General features: G+C 37.3%; 7 protein-coding genes. 1 reads left to right on the top strand and 6 read right to left on the bottom strand.

Annotated features, from left to right (window positions below):
• Window positions 1–57 precede the first annotated feature (57 nt).
• The 6 genes from JSS34_07395 to JSS34_07370 all read right to left on the bottom strand — a co-directional run bounded on the left by JSS34_07395 (window position 58) and on the right by JSS34_07370 (window position 9,014).
• Window positions 58–540, bottom strand: coding sequence for an RDD family protein (locus tag JSS34_07395; GenBank protein ID MBS0186145.1), 483 nt, complete (start codon window positions 538–540; stop codon window positions 58–60).
• Between the two features lie 691 nt (window positions 541–1,231).
• Entirely contained in the window at window positions 1,232–1,672 is a 441-nt protein-coding gene (gene rbfA, locus JSS34_07390) for a 30S ribosome-binding factor RbfA (GenBank protein MBS0186144.1), read from the bottom strand.
• A gap of 12 nt (window positions 1,673–1,684) precedes the next feature.
• A complete protein-coding gene (gene infB, locus JSS34_07385) occupies window positions 1,685–4,309 on the bottom strand; it encodes a translation initiation factor IF-2 (GenBank protein ID MBS0186143.1) in 2,625 nt (874 codons plus the stop codon).
• A gap of 46 nt (window positions 4,310–4,355) precedes the next feature.
• The gene (gene nusA / locus JSS34_07380; GenBank protein ID MBS0186142.1) at window positions 4,356–5,903 is read right to left on the bottom strand and encodes a transcription termination/antitermination protein NusA; all 1,548 of its coding nucleotides are present in this window, start codon (window positions 5,901–5,903) and stop codon (window positions 4,356–4,358) included.
• Between the two features lie 31 nt (window positions 5,904–5,934).
• Window positions 5,935–6,417 (bottom strand): ribosome maturation factor RimP, encoded by a 483-nt coding sequence (locus JSS34_07375; protein MBS0186141.1) that lies wholly within the window; start codon window positions 6,415–6,417, stop codon window positions 5,935–5,937.
• 194 nt (window positions 6,418–6,611) lie between these two features.
• On the bottom strand, window positions 6,612–9,014 hold the full coding sequence (locus tag JSS34_07370; protein ID MBS0186140.1) for a S9 family peptidase: 2,403 nt from the start codon (window positions 9,012–9,014) through the stop codon (window positions 6,612–6,614).
• A gap of 318 nt (window positions 9,015–9,332) precedes the next feature.
• Between JSS34_07370 and JSS34_07365 the strand changes: the two genes are divergently transcribed.
• Window positions 9,333–10,073 carry a GNAT family N-acetyltransferase gene (locus JSS34_07365; GenBank protein ID MBS0186139.1) on the top strand — a complete coding sequence of 247 codons (741 nt, stop codon included), beginning with the start codon at window positions 9,333–9,335 and terminating at the stop codon, window positions 10,071–10,073.
• Window positions 10,074–10,132 lie beyond the last annotated feature (59 nt).

Genomic DNA, 10,132 nt, shown 5'->3' with positions numbered 1-10,132 from the left:
AATCTTTCAAAAATATCAAGATGTTTTTCTATCTATCTTTTAGTGAACGCTCTCAAATTAAGATTTAATCACAAGCGTCTTTGCGATGTAGTCATGCAGACCTTGTTTGCGTGGGGTAAATGCAATCATAAGGAATCCGATCCCGGCAATCATCCAGGAAAGGTACGTTGCTAAAAATCGTCCAGAAGCACGCCAAAAAGAAATTTTTTCACCCGCATATGTTACAATTCGCATCGATAAAACCATCATGCCAGGTGTTGCTTGATATTTTGAGGATTGAAAAAAAGCATAATAGAGCCACAAAAAAACAAACTCAACAGAGAGCGTTATTTGCAAAAAATTTCCTGTATCCCGGACGCCATCCACAAAAGTATTATTATTTATATTACTATTGATTCCCAAGAGAGGGAGATTACTTGTATCAATTGTATCCATAAGGGAAATACCACAAAAAGAAAGAACAATTCCTGTCATGATATGTAAAATAACATTATCAATGATACCTGCTCCAACACGTCGCCAAAATCCTGCATAATTCATTTTCTGTCTCCACTGTTAATTTAAAAAAATTTTCTCTCTAAAAGCAAATCACTTATAGACAAGTGATGTGATATTCTTATTCAATTTTAACTTCATAACAGAGATCTTATTACTTTAATGATATATGAATTATTTTTGAAAAGATACAGTAATTTCAAAAGTTCTTTTCTTTACTTTTTAAAATTTGCATAAAATAAATAGAATAGGTTAACAAGGTTAATAAAAAAACATCTTTTCCAGGAGTAAAGTTATGTTAAAAAACAATTATCTTGTATTTATGTCCCTTTTTTAGGCGCAATAGTTCTTTCTTTTCCCACGAAATATAGCATTGCAATGGATCAAAACTCCACATCCCCGCAAACGCCTAAAACAACATATAATTGTTCAAACTGCAAATCCTATGAAAACCCGGAAGATTGCTTCATATGGTGTGGACCAGACAATCCAGAAGGTCACCCATGAAAAGAAAGTTTATAAGCGTTTTCTAACAGAACATGCTGTAAATTCAATGTATGTATTAAAGAATGTGCGTTTAGATTGAATTAGCGTCAAAGAATTTTTATAAATTTCTTTTGACTTGTCTTAAAAGTTTCCGTCTCTAAAATTATCCAAACTTAGATTTAATTTGTTCAAGCTAAGGATTAAGAAAAATACCAAACTTTCTTTTATTTTAAGATAGAAAGTTTGAATTCTACCCCTTTTCAAGATCCTCTTTTACTTTATCTGTGTGCAAAAGACGTTCGATCTCTTCCATATGAAGAAAACGTGTATCTTCTTTAAAGTGAAGATGGGGAAGACGTTTAAAGGTTATTTTTTTCGAAAGCAGATGCCTTAAAAAAGGAGCTTCTTCTTTTAATCCTTTCAGAATTAAAGGCATCGTTGTTTCATCGGATTTTAAAGATGTTATAAAGACATCTGCATGTCCTAAATCAGGACTGACACTTACTTCAGTAATTGTAATGATATAATTTGAAAGAATAGGATTTTTAACCTCTCCTCGTTCCAAAATTTCTGAAAGAATACGTCTTAGTTCTTCTCCGACCCTCAAGAGACGCAGAGAACCTTTTCCTTTCTGTTGCCGATAGATCCCTGGTAAGGATGTTGGATCATGTGTGGATCTTCTCTCTCTCATATAGATGTCTTTCTAGAGTGTTCGAGCAATTTCTTCAATTTCAAAACATTCAATACGGTCACCTTTTCGAATATCTTGATAATTCTCAAAGGCCATTCCACATTCAAATCCTTCCCGAACTTCTTTCACCTCTTCTTTAAAGCGCCGCAATGTCTTAAGAACACCCTCATGAATAACAATATCATCCCGTAAAAGTCTTACTTTAGCGCCGCGTTTTACAATCCCTTCTGTTACAATACAGCCAGCAACTGGGCCTGTTTTTGAAACATTGAAGATCTCACGAATTTCAGCATACCCTAAGAAATTCTCACGAAGATCAGGCGATAAGAGACCTCCCAACGCTTTTTTTACATCATCAAGAACATTATAAATAATTGAATAATATCGAATTTCAATTTTTTCTTTATGTGCAAGATCACGTGCTTGCGGGTTTGCTCGGACATTAAAACCAATTACAAAGGCTCCCGATGCTTTTGCAAGAATGATATCTGATTCATGGATTCCTCCAACGCCTGAATGAACAAGTTTAACAGATACTTCTCGTGTTGAAAGCTTCTCGAGACTTGCCTTAATTGCTTCAAGAGAGCCTTGAACATCTGCTTTCAAAAGAATCGGCAGTTCTCTTGCAAGGCCCTCTTTCATCTGAGAAAAGAATTCATCCATAGAGGTTTGAGTTTTAAGTAAATTTAGATTCTCAGCAGCCTTATCTCGATGTAGACGGAATTCTGCAATTTCCCGTGCTTTTTCTTCATTTTCCACAACAAAAAACTTGTCTCCAGCTAAAGGAACACTATTAAACCCCACCACTTCTATCGGTGTTGAAGGAAGAGCTTGGGTAACTTTTTGCCCATGATCATTTATAAGCGTTCTAACGCGGCCCCAATGCGATCCTGAAACAAAAACATCTCCCATTTTCAATGTTCCACGATTAATAAGAATCGTCGCAACAGGTCCTTGGCCTTTTTCAAGTTTTGCTTCAATTACGACGCCTTCTGCTTGACGATTTGGATTTGCTTTCAACTCTAAAAGTTCTGCTTGCAATAAAATTGCTTCTTCGAGTTTATCAAGATTTATTTTATTTTTCGCAGAAACATCTACGGAAAGGACATCGCCTCCAAATTCTTCTAACACGACACCATGTTGCAAAAGCTCTTCACGCACACGCGTGGGATTGGCCTCAGGTTTATCAATTTTATTAACAGCAATCAGCAAAGGGACACCCGCTGCTTTTACATGATTCAAGGCCTCTATTGTTTGATCTTTAATTCCGTCATCGGCTGCCACAACCAATACAACGATATCTGTAACATGAGCTCCACGCGCGCGCATTTCAGTAAAAGCTGCATGCCCGGGTGTATCAATAAAAGTAATTTTTTTATGAGATTGCAATGTAACTTGGTACGCCCCAATATGCTGCGTAATACCACCAGCTTCTCTTGAGACCACATCCGTTAACCGTAATGCATCTAAAAGAGATGTTTTTCCATGGTCCACATGTCCCATAATCGTGACAACCGGCGGACGTGCAACAAGCTCATGCTGCGCATCTTCTTGAGCTCCAAGACCTGTTTCAATATCTGCATCCGAAACACGCTTTAGCGTATGTCCAAATTCCGCAACAACGAGTTCTGCTGTATCCGCATCAATCACCTGATTAATAGAAACCATCATTCCCATTTTCATCAATGATTTCACAACTTCTGCTCCTCGAACTGCCATACGATTTGCAAGTTCTTGAACAGTAATGACCTCGGGAATAATCACATCTCTAATAACTTTTTGATGTTCCTTTTTCTCAGAAGGATTTTTTTGCACACGTGCAAAAGGACGCATCCGTCTTGGAAGGGCCACCTTTCGACGTGTTGAAGTTTCTTCCTCTCCACTGTCTTCATCTTCATTTTCAATAGAGAATAAATCAAAACGAGAAGATCGATGACTTCCCTCACGGCGCGGGGTCATGTTTAAGACTTTTTTCTTGCCTTTTTTATTTCCTTCATCCCCTTCTTCTTCAGAAATATCTAAACGCTTTGCATGAACTTTCTTTTTTAAATCAACTTCTTTTTCAAGCACATTTGCTTTTGAGGTGTTTTCAGAAGTCTCTTGAGGTTGGATGAAACCCGCTGCCCTATCTCGAAAAGAGAGGTGCTTTGAAACAGGTACATTCTCTTTTTCTTCAGAAGGTTGAGAAGAAATCGGCTCCTTTTCATCCTCCAAAGATTCCGGAGAAAGTGTTTCTGCCTTTACTTCTAGGGCGTGCTCGGGGAGAGCAAGACCCGTCTCTTTCTCATTCTTCTCAGGCTCTTTAACTGTTTCTGAACGAAAAGAACCTTTTAAAGCCTGAAACCGAGCTTCTATTTCACCGACAGTTAAAGTTTTACTTGAGGTTTCTTTGCTTTCTTTATCAATAGGTTTTTGATTTAAAGAAAGTCCTTCCCCTTTTAGATTTTCTTTTTCTAAAGAAACATCAGGGGTATCCTTTTGTAAAAGACGTTTCTTTTTAACCTCTACAGTCACAGTTTTTGAACGTCCTTGCTGAAAGCTTTGACGAACCTGTTGAGGCATTTTTTTACTGCCCACAACACCCGAAAGTGTAAGTGTTTTTCCTGACTCAGAACTTTTGTCGTGTGTATCAGTCATGGTTATACTAATAATCCTTTTCTATAAGATTTATAATCTTATTTATCTAAGCTTCAGAAAGAGGGGAGCTCTTCTCTTCTGCTTCAAACCAATGGGCACGTGCTGTTAAAATAAGCTTTTGTGCATCAGCCTCAGAAAACCCTGAAAATCCTTCTGGAATCCTTTCTAAAAGCTCGTCTGTTGCCAAATCTGCTAAATCATCACGCGTTTTAATCCCAGTTCGTGCCAGAGCAACTAAAATTTCATCTGGAATTTGAAGCGCTATTAAATCTTCAGAAATTTTAAGATTTTTAATCTCTTTCTTCAACTCTTTTTCAGTTTTTTCAAGTGCAGATTTTGCACGTTTTTGCAATTCTTGTGCAATCGTTTCATCAAATCCTTCGATTTGGGTTATTTCTTCTGTGGGAACGAAAGCGACTTCTTCTAGGGTGCGAAAGCCTTCCGCAACAAGAAGATGTGCAATAACTTCATCAACATCAAGAGCTGTTTTAAACAGTGCAGAACGAACACGCATTTCTTCATTGCGACGCTCCGATTCAAGAGATTCTGTTGTAATATTAATTGTCCATCCTGTCAGCATTGATGCAAGGCGTACGTTTTGTCCCCGACGTCCAATCGCAATACTTAATTGTTCATCCGGAACAACCACATCAATTGAATGTGCTTCTTCATCTAAAACAACTTTTGTAACTTCTGAAGGTGTTAAAGCATTGACAATAAAAGTTGACGGGTCAGAAGACCATGGAATAATATCTACTTTTTCTCCTTGGAGTTCATTCACTACCGCTTGAACACGGCTTCCTCTTACGCCAACACAAGATCCTACAGGATCAATACCAGGATCTGGTGTAAAGACAGAAATTTTAGCTCGGCTTCCGGGATCTCGCGCAACGGAACGAATCTCAATAATGCCATCATAAATCTCTGGAACTTCTTGCATAAACAATTTTGCCATAAATTGAGGATGTGTCCGCGATAAAAAGATTTGAGGACCTCTCACTTCTGGTTTTACGTCTAAAACATACGCTCGAATCCGATCTCCAGGTCGAAACATTTCTCTTGGAATACTTTCTTCACGTTTCAAAACAGCTTCTGCCCTGCCCCCTAAGTCAACAGTTACAACCCCAAATTCAACGCGTTTTACAAGACCACTCACAATATCACCAATACGATTTTTAAATTCTTCATATTGACGTTCACGTTCTGCATCTCGGATACGCTGTGTAATGATTTGTTTACCAGATTGAGCAGCCACCCGTCCGAGCTCAATAGGAGGTAAAAGCTCTTGGTAAAAATCGCCCAGTTTAAGTTCAGGATTAATTTCTTGTGCTTCTTTTAAGAGAATTTGCGTCAATTCATTTGCCATCTCTGACACAACTTCTCGGTATCGATAAATTGAGATTTCACCCGTCTTAGGATTAATATGAGCTCTAATATCTAACTCAGCACCATATTTTGAACGTGCAGCTTTTTGAATAGCCATTTCCATAGCCTCAATGACCTCGCCACGTTCAATTCCCTTTTCCCGAGCAGCCACTTCTGCAACTTGAAGGAGTTCGGGACGAACCCCAGATGTTGAAACTGTATCGCGCATGATTTACTCTACCTTAATCCCTTTTTTTAACTTAAAATAATGGCTTTAAATTGGCCTTCCGAATATTCGACAAAGAAATGTTAAGAACCGATTTTTTGGCATCCGGTTCTTGATTAACCTCTAGCATCAAAATATCCTCAAGGACACCTAAATTTTTTCCTTCAATCTTTTTACGTCCTCCTTCTTCTTGAAAAAGAGTCACTTGAATCAAAGATCCAGAAAACCTTTCAAAATCTTCAGGTTTTATAAGCGGACGATCTGCACCCGGAGAACTCACTTCAATATTGTAGTCCCCTCCAATAGGATCGTTTTCTTCAAGAAGGCTTAAAATCTTTTTTGTTACACGTGTACAATCTGAAACCGAAACAGAAACATCATCATTTCGTTCGATCATAATTTGCAAAAGAGGCGAGCTGCCTCCTTTTAAAATCATCCGCACACAAGAATACCCCATTTCAAAAAGAAGAGGTTCCAGCTGCTTCCGAAAAGATTCTAATCCTTTCTTTTCCGTCATTTCACCCTTCAGAAAAAAAGAGGGCGGATCCAAGACCCACCCGCACCGCACCTTATTAAGATTGATTCCTAAAAAGCACCTTACACGCTTAAAAAAAAATCTGCAATTCTTTTTTTACATCCTCTTTTTATGAGAATTCTTATTGAAAATCCTTTTTTTAAAAACTTTTAAAAAGAGAGCGTTTCTTTCTTTTTTTAATTCCAGTTATGAGAAAGAGCAATTTTAATGCCTTGTTCTCTCATTCTTTCATAAAAATTGCTTTCAACAGGCTCATACAATGTTCCGAAACGATTATGCAGCGCTTCCATCGTATAGGCTCCCACAGCATTCCAAGCAGAAAAGGAATAATCTTGAAGGCCCTCTCCTTTTTGTGGTTTTACATTTTCCAAGCTGTGTCCCCGCCCTTCAAAAGTAATCAATTGCACACTTTTTCCGGCTTGGGAAAGAACTTTCGCGAGATCATGGCTTTGACTTGGAATGCAGTTGTTATCCTCAAGACCAGCCAAAAGAAGAATCGGGGCGCGTACCTTGGAAAGATGGGGATAAACAGATTTGCTTCTTAAAAGCTCTTTTTGTTCTGGGATACGCGGATCACCTCCCAATTGTATAATCGTATCTTCTGGATCGTGACAAGATTTTACCTGCTTTCCAGAAACATTATGGCCAATTGCTTCAAAAACTGTATTTGCATAGTGATATGTTCCATTACAAGCAACGGCAAATTTAATGCTATCTGGAAACCGCGCCGCCATATTAACGGCCATAGTTGCTCCAAAACTAATCCCTCCCACAGCAATCCGATCTGGATCAATACCTTTGTTCGCAATCATCCATTCAATCGCTTGCATGATAAATCCTGGAGTTTGATCCCATTTTCCATCGCTCATTTTTTCATAAGCCCAACCAGATCCCGTTGAGCCAGGATAATTAATTTTTAAAACACAGAAACCTGAACTTGCAACAAGTTGCGAAAGTGCATCAAGGTCATGGAGCTTATCTTTAGCGTGAGGACCTCCATGAATATGAACAAATAAGGGAGGTTTTTTACCAAAGGTCACATTTGGGTTTGGGGATGTTATAAAGGCAGGCATTTTTAAACCTTCTTTCGTGGGAATTATCACGCTTTGAACATCTCTAAATCTTTCAAGAGGAAATTTTAAGGAGGTTTTCGGCCTAAAAATGCTTGGAGTTACCTTTCCAAGCGTCTCAGAAAAAGCCATGATGAAATACTCTATAGGTCGATGGGCTTGTCGCCTTGAGAGAATTAAACCTTGCTTCTTAGGATTTTCAAAAATAGATTCGATCTCCACAAATGAAAATTCTCCAGAATATTCTCTTTGGACTGAATCGAGGATTTGACTTAAATGCGTGAAAGCTTTTGATTTCGTATTGCATTTCAATGTTTTTTGTCCACCATTACGAACCTCATACAGAATGACATTCTCTCCATCTATATGCGTATGAACTAAGAAATTCTTAATATCTCCTATTTCATCAGGAAAAAGAGGTTTTTCAGAGGAAAAAGGACCTTTCTGTGTACGTTCAATGGCCGTCCATCGATCAATATCTTTTTCGCGCGCTGTAAAATAAATATTCCCATTAGTGGTACTAACACCCATTACTCGTCTTTGGTCATACATGTCCTTTCCAAAGGAAAAAAGAGGTATAACCGTCCACTTTGAACCTTCTGTTACCCGTGAAATGACTTGTTCTCCATGAGGTCGGATCAATATTGAAAAAAAAGGGTGATCTTCTCGGTCAAAAAATAGATCCCCAGGATGTTTTGAAAATTCTCCCACAACCGAATGTGTGTTGTCTCTTAAATTATAAACTTGCCATTTTATTTGAAAAGGATCACCCTTCTTTTGAAAAGCAACAAAAAGCGTATCAGGTCTTGTTTTATAACCATATAAACTGTCCACAAAAGGAAATTCTTTATCTGTTATATATTTTACTGCCCCTGTTGTCGTATCAAGAATGCACACTTTACTTTCCTGATAAGACTTCCTTTTTGAAAAACTTTTTGCGACTTCTATAATTAAGTTCGTTTTATCAAAATGGGTTAAATCTAAAAACTTATAGTTTTCATCGAGTGGAATTGGAAAAACGCGTAAAGTTTGCTCTGGGGTTTTAGTGGAACGGAGCTCAATACACTTTGTCGTGCCATTACACCAATAGAAATTCTCGCTATCAGATGAAAGAAGCATCACATCGTCTTTTTCAATGCGCCCTTGTTTCGTCACAGAACGATCATCCAGTTCAGACCTTAAAATAACGCCCTTCGTTTTGAGGAAGGTTCGAAATATTTCTAAATTATAATCATGTTCTAATTTTCTTAAATAAGGCCCTATCAAAAGACGATATTCCAGTGTTAAATTGGGCTTAAAAAAATGACCCAGCAAAGTACGCCGTAAATTTATTGAGAAGTCCCTTGCTATAGAAAGACGCACAAAAGGCTCTTCTTCTTTTGACCCTTTGTAATGGACAAGAGCTTTGGAGCCAAGGTCTTGAGAATTTTCTTCCATCGCGAAAAGAGAAAAACAACTCAAAAAGCTTGCTAAGAATAAAACATATCTTTTTTTAAAAATTCGTGACATCTTTATTTCTCCATTCCAAAGGTTTCTATAACAATTTGTAAATTTTATTTAAAATTTCAATTTCTTTAATACACTTTTAAATATGCTTTTTATAATATTCCTTATAAAAGAAGAAGCCATCAATTTTCAATAAAAAATTTTCTAATACCCCCATATGACTTTAATTTTGTAACATCATATTCTTAAAAAATTTAGAGTTTAAAAAAGAATATTAAAATATGCGTTCCAATGACATTAAGAATGTTCTTGAAAAGAAAATTCATCTACCACATTATGGAATAAAAGGCTTTTTGCTTCATTTTAAAAAAGAATCTAGAAATGAATAATCATCGGCATAAGCAAACAAGTTTAATCTTTCTTTTTGTTGTTTTAATGGGCGTTATCCTTAATGCAAAACCAGCATTAACCCTAAAAATAAAAGCGTTTGAATCCGCTCATATTATTTTCCAGCCTTTTACTGCACAAAAAGACGACTATAAAAAAATTAAAGAAATTTTAACGAATAAAGAAGTTATGAAATATTCCTATGGCGTTCGACGAGAAGAATGGATTAAAATGTTAATTAAGAACCAACTTGCCGCCGGAGAGGTTACACCTTTAGGAGCTTGGATTTTATACTTAAAAGACGATCACTCTTTTATGGGAATATGCGGTTTTGCGTCAGGAAATAAGGATACAAATTTTAAGGCAAGTCCTGGAAATCCTGAAGGAAAAGGAGATCCTTATCCAGAAGGAGGAGGCCTTAGGGATGATGGACGAACTGAATTAGGAACAAGCAGCATCCTCTTGTTTCCAACTTTTACATCCTATGAATCCGAAATCACATCAGCCTTAATACAATACGCTTTTGATGAAGTTCCAGAGCTCATCGGAATAGATTTTGGTGTAGAAGGTAAAAATCAACCTGCACGGAAAGATATGGAACAAAAAAAGCTTCCTTTAGTTGTTCCTCCCTATGAGGTCAATCGCGGACCAGGATATCCTCAGATCAAGATGTATGTATATCGATGTGATCGAAATGCCTATTTCCAACATTTTCCAATTGTTATTAAAAATTAGAATCTTAGGGCGTGTCATCAATTAAATTGACAAAGAAGGAGAGAGAAGAGATATTGAGG

It is taken from the genome of Pseudomonadota bacterium (assembly GCA_018242545.1).
Lineage (GTDB): Bacteria > Pseudomonadota > Alphaproteobacteria > 16-39-46 > 16-39-46 > 16-39-46.
Note: the sequence above shows the minus strand (reverse complement) of the source record. Positions and strands in the feature narration are given on the sequence as shown.